Source organism: Bradyrhizobium sp. CCBAU 53338, assembly GCF_015291665.1.
Classification (GTDB): domain Bacteria; phylum Pseudomonadota; class Alphaproteobacteria; order Rhizobiales; family Xanthobacteraceae; genus Bradyrhizobium.
The window spans coordinates 665,301-682,743 of record NZ_CP030049.1 but is presented as its reverse complement, the minus strand read 5'-3'; the positions used below and the strand labels follow the sequence as shown (position 1 = coordinate 682,743).

The 17,443-nt window shown below is 59.3% G+C and carries 12 protein-coding genes and 2 pseudogenes; 7 read left to right on the top strand and 7 right to left on the bottom strand.

Annotated features, from left to right (window positions below):
* Window positions 1–2: 2 nt before the first annotated feature.
* Window positions 3–998, bottom strand: coding sequence for an ABC transporter substrate-binding protein (locus XH90_RS37350; protein WP_206733163.1), 996 nt, complete (start codon window positions 996–998; stop codon window positions 3–5).
* A 54-nt stretch (window positions 999–1,052) separates the two neighbouring features.
* Window positions 1,053–2,561 (bottom strand): FAD-dependent tricarballylate dehydrogenase TcuA, encoded by a 1,509-nt coding sequence (tcuA, locus tag XH90_RS37345; protein WP_128929691.1) that lies wholly within the window; start codon window positions 2,559–2,561, stop codon window positions 1,053–1,055.
* 130 nt (window positions 2,562–2,691) lie between these two features.
* Between tcuA and XH90_RS37340 the strand changes: the two genes are divergently transcribed.
* The 5 genes and pseudogenes from XH90_RS37340 to XH90_RS37320 form a co-directional block, all read left to right on the top strand.
* Complete coding sequence (locus tag XH90_RS37340; RefSeq protein ID WP_128929692.1) at window positions 2,692–3,441, top strand: electron transfer flavoprotein subunit beta/FixA family protein; 750 nt, start codon at window positions 2,692–2,694, stop codon at window positions 3,439–3,441.
* Entirely contained in the window at window positions 3,441–4,379 is a 939-nt protein-coding gene (locus XH90_RS37335; protein WP_128955090.1) for an electron transfer flavoprotein subunit alpha/FixB family protein, read from the top strand. The genes XH90_RS37340 and XH90_RS37335 overlap by 1 nt, the downstream gene beginning before the upstream one ends.
* Window positions 4,380–4,675: 296 nt before the next feature.
* Window positions 4,676–5,536 (top strand): site-specific integrase, encoded by an 861-nt coding sequence (locus XH90_RS37330; RefSeq protein ID WP_128929693.1) that lies wholly within the window; start codon window positions 4,676–4,678, stop codon window positions 5,534–5,536.
* Between the two features lie 9 nt (window positions 5,537–5,545).
* Complete coding sequence (locus XH90_RS37325; RefSeq protein ID WP_128955091.1) at window positions 5,546–6,724, top strand: IS91 family transposase; 1,179 nt, start codon at window positions 5,546–5,548, stop codon at window positions 6,722–6,724.
* 374 nt (window positions 6,725–7,098) lie between these two features.
* Window positions 7,099–8,111: pseudogene (locus XH90_RS37320) on the top strand (IS701 family transposase); the annotation flags it as partial.
* Between the two features lie 50 nt (window positions 8,112–8,161).
* On the opposite strand, the gene XH90_RS37315 reads toward XH90_RS37320, so the two are convergent.
* Entirely contained in the window at window positions 8,162–8,398 is a 237-nt protein-coding gene (locus tag XH90_RS37315; protein ID WP_128929695.1) for a response regulator transcription factor, read from the bottom strand.
* Between the two features lie 2,008 nt (window positions 8,399–10,406).
* Here XH90_RS37315 and XH90_RS37310 point away from each other — a divergent pair.
* A pseudogene (locus XH90_RS37310) lies at window positions 10,407–11,521 on the top strand (IS630 family transposase).
* A 411-nt stretch (window positions 11,522–11,932) separates the two neighbouring features.
* Here XH90_RS37310 and XH90_RS37305 read toward each other — a convergent pair.
* The 4 genes from XH90_RS37305 to XH90_RS37290 all read right to left on the bottom strand — a co-directional run bounded on the left by XH90_RS37305 (window position 11,933) and on the right by XH90_RS37290 (window position 16,112).
* A complete protein-coding gene (locus XH90_RS37305) occupies window positions 11,933–12,727 on the bottom strand; it encodes a phosphosulfolactate synthase (protein WP_206733162.1) in 795 nt (264 codons plus the stop codon).
* Complete coding sequence (locus XH90_RS37300; RefSeq protein WP_206733161.1) at window positions 12,727–14,004, bottom strand: 2-methylaconitate cis-trans isomerase PrpF family protein; 1,278 nt, start codon at window positions 14,002–14,004, stop codon at window positions 12,727–12,729. Before XH90_RS37300 ends, XH90_RS37305 begins: the two co-directional genes overlap by 1 nt.
* The gene (locus XH90_RS37295) at window positions 13,949–15,361 is read right to left on the bottom strand and encodes an MmgE/PrpD family protein (RefSeq protein ID WP_128929697.1); all 1,413 of its coding nucleotides are present in this window, start codon (window positions 15,359–15,361) and stop codon (window positions 13,949–13,951) included. The genes XH90_RS37300 and XH90_RS37295 overlap by 56 nt, the downstream gene beginning before the upstream one ends.
* A 574-nt stretch (window positions 15,362–15,935) precedes the next feature.
* Window positions 15,936–16,112, bottom strand: coding sequence for a hypothetical protein (locus XH90_RS37290; protein WP_164933831.1), 177 nt, complete (start codon window positions 16,110–16,112; stop codon window positions 15,936–15,938).
* A gap of 355 nt (window positions 16,113–16,467) precedes the next feature.
* Between XH90_RS37290 and XH90_RS37285 the strand changes: the two genes are divergently transcribed.
* On the top strand, window positions 16,468–17,394 hold the full coding sequence (locus XH90_RS37285) for a tripartite tricarboxylate transporter substrate binding protein (protein WP_164933830.1): 927 nt from the start codon (window positions 16,468–16,470) through the stop codon (window positions 17,392–17,394).
* Window positions 17,395–17,443 lie beyond the last annotated feature (49 nt).

The following is a 17,443-nucleotide window of genomic DNA, read 5'->3' as shown; positions in this document are numbered from 1 at the left end:
CCTTAGTTGGTAGATGACGCGAGTTTCGCCGCTTCCTCATAGAATTGATTGCGCACGAGGCTCTTGAAGTCCGGAATGTTGGGAATCTTTCCGGCCGCCTTCATAGACTCGGCAACCGGCATGAGCTCGTCGGTCATCGCGTCGGTCAGCTTTGGATCGACGTTGATCCGCGTCAAGGCAAGCTCCAGCGCCTTTGGATCGATGTCCACGCCCTGCTTGCTGATATCGGCTGCAACCTTGCTGGCGGCATCGTCCGGTTGCGTCTTCATGTACGTGCCGGCATCGATCAACGTGGCAAGATATCGCGCCACGGCCTCGGGATGCTCATCAGCAAACTTGCGGCGCACCAGCACAAGGTTCGGCGATTCACTTACGCCCTTCATCGACTGAATACGCTTTACCACGCCCATCGTCTCGCCAATCGCAACATGCGGCTCCCATGCCACTGCAGCGTCGACAACACCTTGCTGCACGGCGGCTCGCAGGTCCTCAACCTTCATATTGACGATCTGGAAGTCGCCTTCCTTCATCCCGTTCTTGTCTAAAAAGACACGGAAAGTGCTGAAAGAGCCGGATCCGGCAACCGCGCCGATCTTCCTTCCTTTGAGTTCAGCCACCGCTTTGACAGATGAATGGTTCGCGACAATTACGCCGTAGCGATCGCCCCCATACTGATCGGCGGCAATAATGTAGAACAGATTGGGCTGCATCGCAGCCATAGTGATTAGTCGACCTGAGCCTCCGTTGCCGATATCGATTTGCCCGGCGACAAACGCCTTGAGTATTTCGCTTCCAGAGCTATAGCTCCCGATGTCAACCTTAAGGTTGTACTTTGCGCCCCAATCCTTGGTGCGATAAACGTCGTCGGTTGGAACGGCTTGCAGACCTATCTTTATTGTCAGCGCATCTTTGGACGTGGCGTGCGCTGGAATCAGCATCACGCAGGATGCCACAACAAATGCTACACGACGCAACTTGTTTTGGATTGAGCGAGCCATTTTTGTGCCTCCCTGTCGGCAGTTTATGATGCAGTTTGTTCTGCAACTTATTGATCAGGCCGCTGAACGGCTCTTGCTTGCAGCGACTGCCGCAGCAGCGCTCTCACCTGCGATCTTCCCGAATACAGCGCCTGAAGTGAGCCCCGTGCCACCTGGATAGTTATGATAGAACAGCCCCCCGACCAGCTCTCCAGCTGCGAACAAGCCGGGAATCGGAAGGCCGGCTGTATCCTGCACCTGACCGCTCTGGTCAATCTTGAGTCCACCGAATGTGAAGGTGACACCGCACGTGACGGCATAAGCCTCGAATGGTCCTGTATCAATCGTGTTGGCCCAATGGGACTTGCGCGGCGAACTCTCCGCGGAGCGGCCATCTTTCGCATTCGGGTTGAAGGGAACGTCCTGCCGCACCGATGCGTTAAATTCAGCGACGGTCTTGAGAAAGGCGTTGCGATCAACGCCTTCGAGTTGGTCGGCGAGACCCTCCAGGGTATCCGACGTAATCTTGGTGATTTGCCGGATCCTGTATTCGTCGCGCAAAAGGTGATGCACCTTAGCATCGAATACCTGCCAAGCGAACTGGCCGGGTTGCGCTAGGATTTCGCGACCATACTTGGCATAGGTATAATTGCGAAAATCGGCTCCCTCATCAAGGAAGCGTTGGCCTCGGGAATTGACCATGATGCCGAATGGGTAGCTGTGCTTCTGGTAGGCATCCCCTACTGCGAGATCGCCGAACGCCGGAGCATTTTGGTCCCAGCCGACGGCATGTGCTCCGGACCAATGTCCACATGGCATTGCACCAATCGCAAGCGCCATTTGGATTCCAGCGCCGGTATTGAAGCGTGTGCCACGAACTTTCGCCAGGTCCCAGTTTGGTCCGAGATACCGCGCGCGCATTTCCGTATTAGACTCGAAGCCTCCGCACGCCAGGATGACAGCATTTGAATGCAGATCGCGCTCCTTGCCTTGATGCCGGACGCGAACTCCAACGACCCCGCTATTGTCATTGATCAAACTGACCGCGGCAGTTTCGTAAAGAAACTGGATACCCTTCCCTTCCGCGGACTCTAGCAGCATGTCCACGAGACCGGGACCACCACCCCACACTTCCACACTGAGCCCACCCCAGAATTGGAACCGTCCGTTCACTTTGTAGGCTTGCCGCCCATGACTAGTTTGAAACCTAACGCCTTGCTCTCGCATCCACCGAAGCGTCGGCAAGCTGCGCTTGACTAAAATCTCGCATAAGTCAGGATCGGTCCTGAATTGCGTCACGCGAAACATGTCATCGAAAAATTGGTCCTCGGTGTAAGTGCCGAAATCAGTATTGGCTAACGTATCGGGATTGATGTCCGGCACTACGCTTAGCACGTCCTCCACACCATTGAAGACGTATCGCATGGCGCCCGCCGTATAGGTCGAGTTCCCTCCCCGCTCGTCCCGAGGCGCCGCCTCAAGCATGAGGACAGTCGCGCCATTATTGCTGGCGGATATGGCCGCACAAGCGGCAGCATTTCCTGCCCCTACCACGATGACGTCAGCGTCGAATTCACGAGGCATAATACGAGTTCTTTCCTGGCGGGGTCTTGGGCTCGCAGATTCCGCCTTCCCTGCTTCCTGGAATATGGTAGTAGCATGAGATACTATCCTTCAACAGATGTCAACTGCTGCAATTGTTGAGGAAACCCTGATGAAGGTCTTAGTGCCGGTAAAGCGGGTGGTCGATTACAATGTCAAGGTCCGCGTCAAGGGCGATGGATCGGGCGTTGAACTCGCCAACGTCAAGATGTCGATGAACCCCTTCGACGAAATCGCGGTTGAGGAAGCGCTGCGCCTGAAGGAAGCCGGCAAGGCGGCCGAAGTCGTGGTGGTCTCCATTGGACCGGCGCAGGCGTCGGAGACGATCCGCACCGGTCTTGCCATGGGCGCCGATCGCGGCATCCTGGTGAAGGCCGAAGGCACCGTCGAGCCGCTCGCCGTCGCCAAGATCCTCAAGAAGGTTGCAGAAGAAGAGCAGCCCGGCCTGATCATTCTCGGCAAGCAGGCGATCGACGACGACAGCAATCAGACCGGCCAGATGCTGGCTGCGCTGCTGGGCTGGTCGCAGGCGACGTTTGCCTCGAAGCTCGAGGTCGAAGGCTCCGACTTCAAGGTCACCCGTGAAGTCGACGGCGGCCTGCAGACCGTCAAGCTCAAGGGACCGGCGATCGTCACCACCGATCTGCGTCTCAACGAGCCGCGCTATGCCTCGCTGCCCAACATCATGAAGGCCAAGAAGAAGCCGATCGCGGAGAAGACCGTTGCCGATTACGGTGTCGACGTCACTGCGCGCCTCGAAGTTTTGAAGACGGCTGAGCCCGCGGGCCGCAAGGCCGGCGTCAAGGTGAAGGACGTCGCCGAGCTGGTGTCGAAGCTCAAGAACGAAGCCGGGGTGCTCTGATGACTGCGTTGTTGATTGCTGAACACGAACAGGAGGTCCTCAAGGACTCCACCAACAAGGCGCTGACCGCGGCGTCCCAGCTCGGCGGCGACGTCCACGTGCTGGTCGCTGGCGGCGGGCAGGGCACCAAGGCTGCGGCCGAGGTCGCCGCGAAGCTCGCTGGTGTTGCCAAGGTGCTGGTCGCCGAAGGCGAGGCCTACGCGCACGATCTGGCCGAGCCGCTGGCCGCGCTGATCGTTTCGCTGGCCCCGTCCTACGATGCGATCGTCGCGCCCGCGACCTCGCGCTTCAAGAACGTGATGCCGCGCGTCGCGGCGCTGCTCGACGTCATGCAGGTCTCGGAGATCACCAAGGTGGTCGCGCCCGACACCTATGAGCGTCCGATCTATGCCGGCAACGCCATCCAGACGGTGAAGTCGAAGGACGCCAAGAAGGTCATCACGGTCCGCACCTCGACCTTTGCGGCGGCAGCTGCCGGTGGCAACGCGCCGGTCGAAAGCGTCGCTGCCGCGGCCGATCCCGGCCTGTCGACCTTTGTCGGTGAGGAAGTTGCCAAGAGCGACCGTCCCGAGCTGACCTCGGCCAAGATCATCGTCTCTGGTGGCCGGGCCATGCAGAGCCGCGAGAACTTCGCCAAATACATCGAGCCGCTCGCCGACAAGCTGGGCGCCGGCGTCGGTGCCTCGCGTGCGGCGGTGGACGCCGGCTATGCGCCGAACGACTGGCAGGTCGGCCAGACCGGCAAGGTCGTGGCCCCCGAGCTCTATGTCGCCGTCGGCATTTCCGGTGCGATCCAGCATCTGGCCGGCATGAAGGACTCCAAGGTGATCGTCGCGATCAACAAGGACGAGGACGCGCCGATCTTCCAGGTGGCCGATTACGGCCTGGTCGCCGACCTCTACCAGGCGGTTCCGGAGCTGACCGACGCGCTCTCATAACCCCGCTCCACAAGCTTGGTGAGGCGACCGAGAAACGCCTGCAAGTTAAAGTCTGCTGGTGTCTCAGAACAGCCAAACGCCATCCGCGACCACCTCAAAGGCCTCTCGCTCCTGCGCAGGCCACTGTTATATCGACGGCGCCTAGCACTACTTTGGCAGATTGTTGATTTTGCCGCGTTTTATAGGATTGAACGAAGCCGCTGGCGCGGCATGTAGGGAGGCATAGCAAGGATTGCCTCCTGTCTGAGAGGATTGCGGGTTTTCGAAGCCCAACCCTTCAGACAGGAGGTTTTCCGATGGCTGAGATCAGCCCACTTCGCCGCCGCATGATCGAGGACATGACGGTCCGCAATCTGTCACCGGCGACGCAGCAATCCTACCTCAACGCCGTAGCGAAGTTGAGCCGGTATTTCGGTCGCTCTCCCGACCGCCTTGACCTGGAGGATATCCGTGCCTTCCAGGTTCATCTGGTGGCGACGGGGATGTCCTGGCCGGCGCTGAACCAGATCGTGTGCGCGCTGCGGTTCTTCTACGGTGTGACGCTTGGTCATGACACCGTTCCGGAGCGCATCGCCTATGCGCGCCAACCGCGCAAACTTCCGGTCGTGCTGAGCGCCGACGAGGTCGTGCGCTTCCTGGAAGCAGTCCCGAGCCTGAAGAGCCGTACCGCGCTGACCACGGTCTATGCCGCCGGACTACGCGTATCGGAACTGGTCCTCTTGAAGGTTGTCGACATCGACAGCCAACGGATGCTGATCCGGGTCGAGCACGGGAAGGGCGGCAAGGACCGTTACGTTATGCTCTCGCCGCAGCTTTTGAGGATTCTGCGGACGTATTGGCGGCTCACTCGGCCAAAGCGATGGTTGTTTCCCGGCCGCGACGACGAGCGTCCGCTCGTCCCGAACGTGCTGCACGCCGCCTGCCGTTCAGCTTGTGCGGCGGCCGGCTTGAGCAAGTCGGTGACGGTGCACACGTTGCGGCACACATTCGCGACCCATCTCCTGGAGAGCGGGGCCGACGTGCGCATCATCCAGGTGCTGCTCGGCCATGCCAGCCTGGCCAGCACGGCGCGCTATACCCAGGTCGCCACCAAGACCATCAGCAATACGCCAAGTCCGCTGGACCGGCTCCACCTGGAGGTCGTGCCGCCCGGCTGAGCGGGCGCCATGGCTCCGGTTCTGGAAGTGGCGGATATCTTCCGCCGCCACGGCGAAGTGTTTCGACAAGCCCGTGCCGAGCATCTGGGCCGCGTCGAGCGGCGCGTCATGGGCGCGATCACGGCATGCCGGACGGCTGTGCTCGGCGGCCACGTCGAGCAGTGCGATGACTGCGGCGCCACACGCATTGCCTACAACTCCTGCCGCAATCGGCATTGCCCGAAGTGCCAGGGCGCGGCGCGCGCGCAATGGCTCGCCGAACGGCAAGCTGAACTCCTTCCCGTACCGTATTTCCACGTCGTCTTCACCATGCCGGCCCTCGCCGGAGGGATCGCCTTCCAGAACAAGGCCGTCGTCTATGCCATCCTGTTCCGCTGCGCAGCCGAAACGCTCACCACCATCGCAGCCGACCCCAAGCATCTCGGCGCTCAGCTCGGCGTGACTGCCGTCCTCCATACCTGGGGCCAGACCCTGCAACACCATCCGCATATCCACTGCGTCGTGCCGGGCGGTGGACCCTCGCTCGACGGCACACGCTGGGTCGCTTGCCGGCCCGGCTTCTTCCTGCCAGTGCGCGTCCTCTCCCGGCTGTTCCGCCGCCTGTTTCTGCAAGAGCTGCAAGCTGCCTACGCGGCTGGCCAGCTGAGCTTCTTTGGCGCTCTCGCCCATCTCACCGATCCCGCTGCATTCGCCGCGCGCCTTAATCAACTTCGACGGACCGACTGGGTCGTCTATGCCAAGCCACCATTTGGCGGGCCCGAACAGGTGCTGGCTTATCTCGGCCGCTATACGCACCGCGTCGCCATCGCCAACAGTCGGCTGATCTCGCTTGCCGACGGCAAGGTGAGCTTTCCCTGGAAGGACTATCGGCAGAATCGTAAAGCCAAAGTGATGACGCTTGATGCCGATGAGTTCATTCGGCGCTTTCTGCTACACACCCTGCCGGACGGCTTCCATCGCATCCGCCACTATGGCTTCCTCGCCAATGGCGGACGCAACGATAAAATCGCTCTCTGCCGTCAACTCCTTGCTGTCCGCAACGCGCCGACTGATCAAGAAGCCGGCGACGATCCCCTCACCACATGTCAGATCCCCGTCTGCCCGCATTGCGGCGGCACCATGCGCCGCGTCGATGTCGTCCCGCGAGCCCGTGCCCACGACCATCCGTTTCGTTGTGATACGTCATGACCAGCGCCTGCACCATCCACCTCTTCTGTGATCACCTTCGCGGTGGCAACGTCCGAAGTCGCCGTGGCCGCACTCGTCTCCGAACACCCGGCCAATCGTTCGGCCACGCATCCCAGCGCAGCAAATCGCTCGCTGGATCGCGCCCTTGGCCCGATCAATCCGGCCGCTCACATCCGATGAACGTCTCGCCGACGCCCGGCGACCACAGGCGCGCCTTCCCCGCAGCCGCACCCGCTGCACTATTCCCATAGCGCCCACAACTCCGCAGCTTCGTTCAATCCGGCTTCTATGAGGTCGCACCCACGACCGAGCGCGCGGCTCGCGCCTGCCACGCGACCTCACAGAACCCTCAAGATTCCCGAATCAATTTTTCAATGATTCATGGGTGGTCGGCTCTTGGAGGGCTGACCATGCCAGGATGGGAAGACGAACTCGAACGCTGGTTGATGCCGTTCTTGGACCGGCTGGGTCATAAGACCCGGCAGCGGATGTGTCCTCTGTATGTTGCGGGATTGATCGGTCCCGGCGATCGTAAGAGCGTTCAGCCGATGGCGGAACGCCTTGCCACCAGCACCTACGACCAGTTGCACCATTTCATTGCGGACGGTGTCTGGGACGCGACGCCGCTGGGGACAGAGTTGCTCAACCAGGCGGATCGACTTGTCGGCGGCAGGGCTGCGGTGCTGGTTATTGATGACACCTCACTTCCCAAGAAGGGTGAGCGCTCGGTCGGTGTTGGGGCTCAATACGCCTCGGCACTCGGTAAAACGGCAAATTGCCAGACACTGGTGTCTTTGACGCTTGCGAGCGGCGAAGTGCCCGTGATGGTCGCGTTACGTCTCTTTCTGCCTGACAGTTGGACAAGCGACGTATCTCGTTTGAAGCGCGCTCGCGTGCCAGTCGAACATCGAACGCCACGGTCCAAGCCGGAGATTGCTTTGGCCGAGATTGACCGCGCGATAGCAGCCAACGTGCGCTTTGGATATGTGCTGGCGGTGCAGGATACGGTCTCAGCGTACCGTTTCGACTAGGGCTAACAGAGCGCGGGCTGGTCTGGGCTGTCGGAATCCCTCGGCACCTGAAAGTGTACCCGGTCGATGTGAAGCTCATTTGGCCGATTACCAAAGCCCGCGGGAAACCACGAAAGCACCACGTGCCTGATATCTTGTCGATTGGCGCAGAACAAATGCTGGCCAGCGCCAAATGGAAAGCCGTGAGCTGGCGCAGCGGGACCAAAGGTCGGCTGACAGCCCGCTTTGCTGCTCTCCGTGTCCGCACCGCCGACGGCCCTCCTCAGCGGATTTGGGATAAGGGTCAGCAGCATCTCCCGGGCGACGAAGCTTGGCTCATTGGCGAGCAACGTGCCTCAGGGGATCGGAGGAGGTTCACATTCCCGGGACTTGAGGACGTCGCAAAAGCTCGACGTCGCGCTAGTCCTTATCCTCGTCGCGTTTCCTGCGACGGATCTGGGATCAGCTTGAGGCGTATCGCCTTGATGATACCCTGGACGCGGGTCCTCGTAGCAAGCTTTCGCAGGGCGTTCTTATGATAATTGACCGTATTCTCGCTGATCTTCAGTTCCCTCCCAATTGCCCAAGACGATCTCCCTTCTGCCGCGAACTGCAGGCATTGTTTTTCGCGCTCGGATAGCTTTATTGACGTATCGTGGCTCATGTTTGAGGCGCTCCGTATCAAGATCAGATCGCAATGCCGAGACAGCAAGCCCCATGCCAATGGGGGGTTGAGAAAATCAGGCGGGAGGAAATGATTGAGAAAGGGCGGACGATCGATTTGCGTCCCCTTAGCGGTCGAAGCATTACGACATAGGTCGGAAGCTCAACGTCCCCTTTGCAGCATCGGCTACAATGATCGATATCGATCAAGAAGAGCGCGGCCTAGAACGGGACCGTTTTGCTCTCTTCTTCTGCGGCGACAGCGCGGTGTGTAACTGAACAGTGTCCGCTGCGTTCACGAGGATATGAAAGCTCCCTACCACGATACGTGCTGGAAGATGCGTCGCACCATCATGAGCAAGTCGCGAACTCGGATCGTCTCGAGGCTGACCAGAGCTAAGACTGCTGAGTCGATTAGGATTACCGGTTGCCGAATGGATGCGCCTTTTTGACTTTCTGCCACCCAGATCCACCATCCTGTCATCCGCCGCGATCGGCTCGCGGCGGAAATACGCCATGCTTGGGTCATAGGGCATATGGTGCAGCTGCATAAGGCCGGATGCTTATAGTAGGGGTAGACGTTCGCGCCCGTGGTCCACAGCACGATCCTGGCGTCGACCCGGTCCGCAAGCTCACAAACCTGCCAAAGCGCGATTGCGCCGCCTCCTGGTCCGGCTTAAGTTGCGGAAGCCGTGGAAATACCAGGAAGATTTGCTCTATTGGCTTGGCCCTGGACTTGCAATTCAGAGAAGTAGCAGGATTCTCCACCGTCTTGAGCTCGAGGTTGATGAAGGTGTCGGTTCGACGTTCGGCGAGCTCCCGTCGTGAAGTTCGACCTCGACAGCAGCGCCGCTTAGTTGGTGTAGGAAGGTCAGTGGGTTTCCTTCATCGCGTTGGCATAGACGCCGCTGAATGTCCTCCGGCGTTATGGCATGAAAGGCGCGACGTTCTCCTCACGAACTCCGAATCCGAGTAGTCGTGGATTGCCTAAAATCGCTGGTGCAGCTTTGAGTCCGGCTCGGACAGGTTGGTGCGGTCCTCGGCAAGCGCAGGTCCTTCCTTTCCGTGTAACCGGACAGGCAGACGTCGGCGATCAGTGCGGTCAGGATCTGTAAGGGTGCTTGCGCAGCCAGCGAAGCGACAGGAGCGTTGAGCAAGCGGGCGATCCTGCTTCTGGCTCTGCTCGCATCATTATCAATGCGGAAGGGGGTTGCCGAAACCTCGAAGGTGTCTAGTGCATGCGCCCTATTGCATTGTCGTATATCCTGGCAAAGAAACCGAACCGCTTCGGCCATGGGAGGGCCGCGGGCTATCGGCCAAAGTGCGGTACCGCTGACCTCGCCCTGTCCCTTGACGGCAGCGTGAGTAAGCGCCAGCACAATGCATATGCTCCCATCGGCATTCCCATTGTTAAAACGGAAAGCAACTTCGGTTGGTCATGTGAAGCGTACGATACAATTTTTGCTGAGCTAACTCAGAGCGCAGCTGGCTTCTAAGAGCGTCTTGCGCCATTCGTCGCAGATCAAAGCATGATCGAGATCTCACATGATATCAAACGCTGGTTGCTGGTCCTGGTTTCCAAATTGCTTTACATCTCCCGCCATGTCGACGAGTTCAGAATGTTGCGCTTCAAATCTCGCAGATCAAGCGCGTCTCATTGCGACGAGAAGCCAAAAAGCCGGAAGGTCTAGTGGCTCTGCACAGTGATTTTGACGTGTTGCGCGTCCGGCGGTCAGATTAGCTCCGGCAGGCTCTTGGGATCAACGAGGACCTCGATGCTGCGGGGTATCCTTGGCTGCCGTCTGATTAGGCCAGCTCGTTCCAGAGTCAGCACCATCTGGTGAACCGAAGGCGGGCTGACGCGAAAATACTCTTGCATGTCGGTTTCCGCCGGGGCCCTGCGGTGCAGCCGCGTATAGAGGTGGATGAAGGCAAGGTATTGCCCCTGTTTGGGCGTGAAGGTTTTTGCCGAAGGACTCACGCCGGCCATCCGATTCAGTTGTACGTGCGTGCCTCGATCAAGGAAACTCAGCCAAGTCGAGCGCACCGAACTCAAGACCCTGCTCAGCGGCGGCAAGCATGCGTCCCGCAAGCTCAAGCGAGCGCAGATTTTGCTGGCTGCCGATGCCGGGGTCGGCGACGAGGAGATCGCCAGAAGTGTCGGCGTGGGCGGCTCGACCGTGTACCGGACTAAGCGACGCTTCGTGGAACGCAATCTGGAGCGGGCGCTGAGCGAAGAGCCGCGTCCCGGGGCGGAGCGCAAACTCACGGGCAAGGAAGAAGCCTTGCTGGTGGCCACCGCCTGTGCCGGTCCGCCGGAGGGCCGTGCCCGCTGGACGCTCAAGCTGCTGGCAGGTGCGCTGGTCAAGCTCACCGAGCACAAGAGCCTGTCGCACGAGACGGTTCGGCGGCGCCTGGTCGAAAATGACCTCAAACCCTGGCGCAAGGACATGTGGTGCATTCCGCAGATCGATGGCGAATACGTCGCCCGCATGGAGGACGTGCTGGATCTTTACGCCAAGCCGTCCAATCCCGAGCGGCCGGTGGTGTGCTTCGATGAAAGCCCGGTGCAGCTCATCGGCGAGGCGCGCTAGCCAATCCCGGCCGAGCCCGGGCGGCTCAAACGTTACGATTACGAGTATCGTCGCAACGGTACGGTCAGTCTCTTCGTCCTGCTTGACGTGCATCGTCCCTGGCGCAAGGTCAAAGTCACCGAGCGGCGCGCGGCAGAAGACTACGCCCAATGCATGCGCGAGCTCGTCGACATCCATTATCCGACGCCGAGACCATCCGGGTCGTCCAGGACAATCTATCGACTCATTCTGCCGGCGCCCTCTATCAGGCGTTCCCGCCTGCCGAAGCCCGACGGATCTTGCGGCGGCTCGAGTTCCACTACACCCCCAAACGCGCAAGCTGGCTCAACATGGTCGAGATCGAGATCGGCGTCTTGCGGGGACAGTGCCTCGATCGCAGGATCGATGACCCCAAGCGGCTGCGCCGCGAAATCGCCATTTGGGAACGCCAGAGGAATGCCGCACGCTCCCGCATCAAATGGATGTTCACGACAGACAGGGCCCGCGCCAAAATGGGCCGCGCCTATCCCGACACTTCCAAAGAGTCATAATAATTGTGCAGAGACACTAGTACGGCCAGCACACTATCTGGCAAACGGGGACGAACTCGCAAAAGTTCCGCAGCTGACCGCCACCCATTGCGCGCGCAGTCAAACCGGCTGGCCGCCGCAGATTCCGAGTGCGTACGTCAGATCGTGGACGGCATGCTGCGAGAGGCCAAACCCGACAATAACACGATCTACAGCCTGGCTGGCAAGGAGATAACCACAGCGCGATCTGCCGAGCTGGCGACTAAGCCTAACGCATTCAAGCGTGGAGCACGGAATGGCGGCGACGATAGAGCACGTCGCCACCTTCATGCGCCGAGGACTCGGCCCTACGTTGCAAACAACGTCAATTTCCTGCGCGCCGCATTTGCCGTCGCTGAACTTTGTTCGCAGTGATGCTGTGACTTAAGCGTATCACTCGGCGAGAATGGAATAATTGACAGCGCGACCTATCCCGCGACGCAAACCCTCCAGTCTCAGGGCCTGCCCGGGCGCGATATTGGCAAGATTGACATCCGGGCCGAAATCCTGCAGCAGGCCGACATGTTGTTTTGGGTAGCGGTACGGATCAGCCTCAATCAAAATTCGTTCGAACCAAGGCGCGGCCGCCAGCGCCTTGAGCAGATCGGGCGCGCTTTTTGCAGCCATGTCTATCTCGGACTGCTCCACGATAATATGGTCGACGCCTCGATTGGTTAACGAAGTGACGAGACCTTCAAGTTCTTCCATCCGCATCGGCTGCTCGGGGTTCTTACGCCCAAATTCGTAGATAACCGAAAGCCCAAGGCGCTGAAAGCGCTCGATGAACGAAAGACGCTCGTTGTCGTTCAGCGTGATGTAATTTTCCGAAATCTCCAGAGAAGTGAAGCCGATCGAACACAGATGACTACTGAAGCGATCGATTTCGTTGCGCTGATAAGCATATTCGAACAGAATGCCGCCTGAATAGCAGTTCACTCCCGAGTCGCGGTACAGTTTGACGATCCGCTGCACGACCGGTTTTGGCAAAAGCAGTGCGTTCATCGCATAGATCTTGGCGAAGTCGATATACTCGGCCGCGCAATCAAGCAGATCGGCCACGCCTCGCTCTCCCGTCCAACCGAAGCCGTCCGGACCGTAGTCGATAACCGCTGTCATCCCTCGCTTGCGGGGTTTCCCCTGGCGCGCGGGGGGAACAAAGCCATCGTCGTGCGATTGCATCTCACTCATCAAGCTATCTTTCTGGCCAGAGCAGCGGCCAGCTCCTCAAACTTCCGTCGGCGAATATACACGGCCCCATCCATAATGATCCGTGCCGTACGCTCGATTTGCGCGCTCTCGATGATCGGGCCACTTGCTCCCTGAGCGATACTCGAGGCTACTCGCAGCACGCCGCTCGGATGGCCAAGTCGGACGTTCTGCAACGGCTTGCCGATGGCTGCCGCAACTACCGAGTTCGGGACCGAGCAGGCCACTGCGGTACACACCGCACCGGTGACGGCGAGCGCCTTGTGGGGGCGCTGCATGGCGAGCTGCCGAACGCAGATATCGATGTCCGATGCCGCGACCTCATGGCCACCAATAGCCGAATAGGACCTCGGCGGCGAGACCATTATTACACGCGGAATGTTTGGGCTTTTGGTGCGGGCCTCGGCTTGATCTGTCACCAGACCGAGTTTAACAGCCGCCCATCCCCTAACCTGCTCCAAGCGGGACATTAGCATTTCGTTGATGCGTAGCGCGTCCGGCGACTCGGTGCCGACTGCCCCGACATCGACCGCGTTGACAAAAACGAATGGTGTGGCCGCGTCGATCAGTGACACTTCAATGGTCTTGCCATCGATCGATATAGCTTCGCGAGCGCGCCCCGTGGGCAATAGCTTGCCTGATACGGCGCCGGCACAATTGCCGAAATCTAAACGGATCGGCGCCCCCGTATCGGGCACACCGGCGATTGCGCAGTCGCCGTCTGACAGCGGCTCACCATCGCGAACCGGAATGCGGGATACCACGACCTGCCGAGTATTGGTGTTATATATCCGCACAATCGTTTCTGGCTCGACCGCATCGATCAAACCGCGACGGATAGCGAACGGCCCGACCGCGGCAAGCATGTTACCGCAGTTGCCACCTGTCGAAACCGAAGGATTATCAATGCCGACTTGGTAGAATGTATACTCGATCTCGGCATCCGGGCGCGACGACAACTTCACGACGGCGGCCTTGCTGGTCAGTGGATCTGCGCCACCGATACCATCGATCTGGCGGTCGTCCGGCGATCCATACGCCGCGAGCAGGACGGCAGCCCGTTGGACTTCATCCTGCGGCAGATCGTCGTCCAGGAACACGCCCCCCCGACTGGATCCCCCGCGCATAAATGTGCAGCGGATCGGGATTTGATCTCCGCCGCCCGCATTCATTGCGGACGGCATGACCGGATCGACGTTTGCGTTATGCTGCTCGAAGCGACGGCCCATTATCCACCACGGCAGCTTGAGGAACGACATCGGCCTTGGGTTGCTTTTCGAGCGACATCATGAGGTCGCTGATTCGACGTGCTTGCTTCTCTTCGATCACCATAGTCGTCATCGCCAAGAACTTCGCTTCCAGCTCGTCGGAGGTGAGAGGATTGGACGGTTCACCCTTCGGCTCGAGGGAGCTGCGAGTCACGACTTTGCCGTTCTTCAGCGCGATGTCGATCTGAGCCTGACGTCCGCCCAGTCCATAGGCCGCCTCCTTCTGCAACTCGATCTTCCCCATGCCCTCGTGGACAGCCGCCTGCTTGTAGCCGTCCCAATATTCCTTCAGGCCATTCTTTCCGGAGGCCAACGCCAGCGCGATGCTAAATTGCGTGCTGCCCATCGCCGCATTGAGGTTGGTAACTTTTGGCTTTGACGCCTGACGAATCGCAAGCTCGCTCATATGAACGGTAACACGATCGACATTGTCGAGACGCACGCCGTCGAGCGCGAACGCATCCTGCGCGAGGTCGATCGGGCCGTGGGCATATCGGCACGCCGCATGTGGCTTGAATCCGACTTCCATGATCGCGAAATGCTTGCCGAGGTTGTCTTGCAAGTCGTCGAGGCGGACACTGTCCGTGAAGGCATTCAAGAAGCCCTCGCGCGACTCTAGCACTTTCTTAGGACCGCTGAAGCCGCGGCTCGCCATGATCGCCGCGAGAACGCCGTTAAAGGCGGACTTACCGGGGCTAAAGGGTTTTGCCATGCAAGGATCGTCGAGATATGACTGAATGCCCGCCGACTGCATGCAAGCCAATCCGATGGCCCAGGCGATCTGTTCAGCATTGCAGCCCAGAAGCTTCGCGCACATAGCAGCAGCACCGATGGCTGAAACGGTTCCAGTCGTGTGATAACCGCGCTGGCGGTGACCGGGATTGATCGCTTTCGCGATTCGGATTGCCACGTCATAGCCTGCAACAACCGCCGTGAGGACGTCTTTACCTGAAGCGCCCGACAGTTCCGAAATTGCAAAGGCTGCCGGAACGAGAACGGAACCGGCCTTTATCAATCCAGAGCCATGCGCGTCGTCCAGCTCGATTCCGTGCCCCATCATCGCATTAACGAGCGCAGCATTGGGCGTCGGCACTTTCATGCCATGGCCAATGATGGTGCTCTGCGGCGTGCCGGCCCACTCTTTGACAAGCTCGATGACTTTATTTGCTGGCTCGCTGATAGCGGATGCAGCAATTTCATTACCAACGCCATCGCGCAGGATCAGCTTCGCCTTGTTGCTGACGTCAGCGGGAATTTCCTCGAACTTGAGCAAAGCAACGTGCTCAGCGAAACGCATCGTTAGGCCGATGAGGGCCTCAGATTGCTGGGGGGTCGACACAGAGGTCATCGAAAGGCTCCACAAAGATGATGGTAGTAGTGCATAATACTATCATTTGGCGATGTGTCAACGCTATCGGGTCTGAGCTCATGATGCGATCTCGCCCGCGGATTTCAGACGTGGCTCTGCTACAACTACTCATCTTGGCCTTTTAAGCTATCGGAACTGAACTTCCCGATGACGAAGCCATTGAAGGAGACGTCGCAAATCTAAGAAAAAGAGCGTGCGAGCGCCTTCAGGCAAGCATCGGCGGATATCGAAAGCTCCGCTGGGGCCGCTCTTTGATGCGTCGTTGCTGTGATTTTTCTGTGCGCATCCAGAAGACCCCAGATAGCGCAGGTAACGCTCGTCAGGGAGCGACGATGGCTTGCTGAGAGGCCTTCAATTCCACAGCAGCTGGTCGGCGACTCTGTTGGCTGGACGCACAAGTAGCCGCGCAGGACGTCCGAGAGCCACGCTTTGGGATCATCATCGGTCATCTTGCAGGTTCGATGATCGTGTAGACGCCCTCTAGCACGGTGATTACCGGCGTCTGAGCCGGCGAAGGTCGAGTTTCATCTGCCGGCCGACACCCTCGCGCTGTTCAGCAGCGTTGTTGGTGAGGGAAGCGGGTGAACGCGGCCCACCGGTTCAGCAGCAAGTTGATCGCTTTCGCGATGTCGGCGCGGTGCGCCGTTCGCCGGCGAATCCCTCGATCACCCCCGCGGTCGCCAGCGCAGTCGACGAACAGCTTGTCGCCGGCCGCACGCGACTGGCGCATCGCAAACCTCTCCGTCAGCATCCCGGAATTGTAGCGAGATCGTGTCGGCATCTGAGCGACCGGCGAAGAAGCTGCGCTATCGCCGCTCCTACCAACAGCGCGGAGGTCGGCATGCGCGCGAGGACTGTGCGTAATCTCGATACTTCGCTCAGCCTCTTCATCCTGGAAATGGATTCCGAGATTCTATTCTCGGGCGACGTCGGCATACCAGGGCGGGCACGGGACGACGTTTTTAGAGTTTGACGATCTCGTGCAATCTGTGCTCCACTACGTACAAATGTACGCTGAACGTACGAGCGGAGACAGCATGATTACGCGACGGTTATTCCACGTCGGCGTTATTGGGACGGCCGTCATGGCCAATGCGCCTTTTGCCCGGTCTGCCAGTTATCCGACCAGAACGATAAGGTTGGTCTGCCCATTCCCTGCCGGCGGCGTTGTCGACGTGCTGTCTCGGTCGCTAGGACAAACCCTTTCGACCGAGCTTGGCCAGACGGTGATCGTGGATAACCGCGCGGGAGCTGGGGGCATGATTGGCTCTTTAGAGGTCGCGCGCGCTAACCCTGATGGCCACACCTTGCTCTTCAATTCGTCGAGCCTTGTACAGGCGCCGGCCGTTGCCGCCCAGAAACTCTATGATGCGGTGGACGATTTCACGACGATCGGCTCGCTCGGCCGGACCGTGATGCCACTCGTGGTCCCCGCCCTGTCTCCCGCCAACACGATGGAAGAATTTGTCGCCTACGCTCGCGGCAAAAGACTTGCATACGGCACTTTTGGCGCCGGCACCACGAGCCATGCTTTTCAGCAGCTATTTTCCGACTATAACAAGCTCGAGATGGTTCATGTGCCCTACAAGGGCGAAGCGCCGATGCTCAACGATCTGTTGAGTAACCAAGTGGCCTGCGCAATGGGCACGATGAGCACGATAGCGCCTCAAATCGAGGCCCGTACGGTCAAAGCTTTGGCGATGCTATCGCCCGATGAAGTCGACGGCTTTGCAAACATTCCGACATTTAAGAACCTGGGCTATCCTGCCGAATTCGATTGGCGAGGCGGCTTCATTGGCCTGTTTGGTCCGGCAAAGCTTCCCGCGGAGATAACGGATATCCTCGAGAAGACTTTTACCAAGATCGTTTCAACCAGCGCGATGCAAAATATCATGAAGCAGAATTTCGTCGTCGGCAAGCCAAGCGTTGGTCGTGATGCCGCCTCCGAGGTCGCCGCGACGCAAGAAGCATGGACAAGTCTTGTCTCGCGGCTTGGCCTGGTTATTAACTGAAACTCAACAACCCGCCAGGAGTGAACTCCGTAATCTCGTAGAACGCCAC

Excerpts from the sequence above, each read along its gene's own strand:
- XH90_RS37350 (WP_206733163.1), bottom strand. The coding sequence starts at position 998 with ATGGCTCGCTCAATCCAAAACAAGTTGCGTCGTGTAGCATTTGTTGTG.
- tcuA (WP_128929691.1), bottom strand. The coding sequence starts at position 2,561 with ATGCCTCGTGAATTCGACGCTGACGTCATCGTGGTAGGGGCAGGAAAT.
- XH90_RS37340 (WP_128929692.1), top strand. The coding sequence starts at position 2,692 with ATGAAGGTCTTAGTGCCGGTAAAGCGGGTGGTCGATTACAATGTCAAG.
- XH90_RS37335 (WP_128955090.1), top strand. The coding sequence starts at position 3,441 with ATGACTGCGTTGTTGATTGCTGAACACGAACAGGAGGTCCTCAAGGAC.
- XH90_RS37330 (WP_128929693.1), top strand. The coding sequence starts at position 4,676 with ATGGCTGAGATCAGCCCACTTCGCCGCCGCATGATCGAGGACATGACG.
- XH90_RS37325 (WP_128955091.1), top strand. The coding sequence starts at position 5,546 with ATGGCTCCGGTTCTGGAAGTGGCGGATATCTTCCGCCGCCACGGCGAA.
- XH90_RS37315 (WP_128929695.1), bottom strand. The coding sequence starts at position 8,398 with ATGAGCCACGATACGTCAATAAAGCTATCCGAGCGCGAAAAACAATGC.
- XH90_RS37305 (WP_206733162.1), bottom strand. The coding sequence starts at position 12,727 with ATGAGTGAGATGCAATCGCACGACGATGGCTTTGTTCCCCCCGCGCGC.
- XH90_RS37300 (WP_206733161.1), bottom strand. The coding sequence starts at position 14,004 with ATGTCGTTCCTCAAGCTGCCGTGGTGGATAATGGGCCGTCGCTTCGAG.
- XH90_RS37295 (WP_128929697.1), bottom strand. The coding sequence starts at position 15,361 with ATGACCTCTGTGTCGACCCCCCAGCAATCTGAGGCCCTCATCGGCCTA.
- XH90_RS37290 (WP_164933831.1), bottom strand. The coding sequence starts at position 16,112 with ATGCGCCAGTCGCGTGCGGCCGGCGACAAGCTGTTCGTCGACTGCGCT.
- XH90_RS37285 (WP_164933830.1), top strand. The coding sequence starts at position 16,468 with ATGGCCAATGCGCCTTTTGCCCGGTCTGCCAGTTATCCGACCAGAACG.